At 58.4% G+C, this 765-nt stretch carries 1 protein-coding gene; it reads left to right on the top strand.

All coding sequences use genetic code 11. The features are described from left to right. Positions 1-765 (top strand): porin (locus LRX75_RS23230; RefSeq protein WP_231816932.1); only part of this gene is annotated, 765 nt, incomplete at both ends.

The raw sequence follows: 765 nt of genomic DNA on the forward strand, positions 1-765 counted from the left end.
GCGTTTTCTCATCGCCAGCGCTGCGGCCTTGGCAAGCGGTGGGTCGGTCCATGCTGCCGATGCGATCGTGGCAGCCGATCCGGAAGCCTTGAGCTACGTTCGCGTCTGCGATGCATTCGGCAAGGGCTACTTCTACATACCCGGCACGGAAACCTGTCTAAAGGTGGGTGGGTATCTTCGATCCGACTCGCTCTTCGGCGAAAGCCCCTATACGGGCATTAACGACGGCTGGGTTCCTCTTTCCCGTGCAACCCTGCGCTTCGATGCCGTCTCCGACACGGAATACGGCGAACTGCACGGTTTCATGGAGCACCGCTATCAGGTGGTGAATGGCGCTCAGACCTTCACGTTGATCAGCAGCTACATAGAGCTCGGCGGCTTTCGCGCAGGCTTTTCCGACTCCCGCTTCGACAAATGGCTGGATTCGGCCGGGAACATCGTGAACGACGACGTTATCGACTTCTCTCCGCCGCGCACCAACCAGATCAGCTATGTCTTCAAGGCCGGAAACGGCATCAGCCTTCTGGTTGGGGCAGAAGAAGGCAACGGCTCATACAAGACCAACTATGCCCCAATCCCGACCGTTCCCTACGACGAAGGCGACTGGCCGCACCCTGTTGTCGGTGCCAAGATCAAGCAGGACTGGGGCGGCTTCACCATCATCGGCGGCTATGATGCACATGCCGAAACCTTTGCCGGCAAGGCACGCCTCGATCTTGTTCTCAACAAGACCTTTTCCGTCTTTGCAATGGGTGGGTACCAGTC

The organism is Rhizobium quercicola, from assembly GCF_021168455.1.
GTDB lineage: Bacteria > Pseudomonadota > Alphaproteobacteria > Rhizobiales > Rhizobiaceae > Ferranicluibacter > Ferranicluibacter quercicola.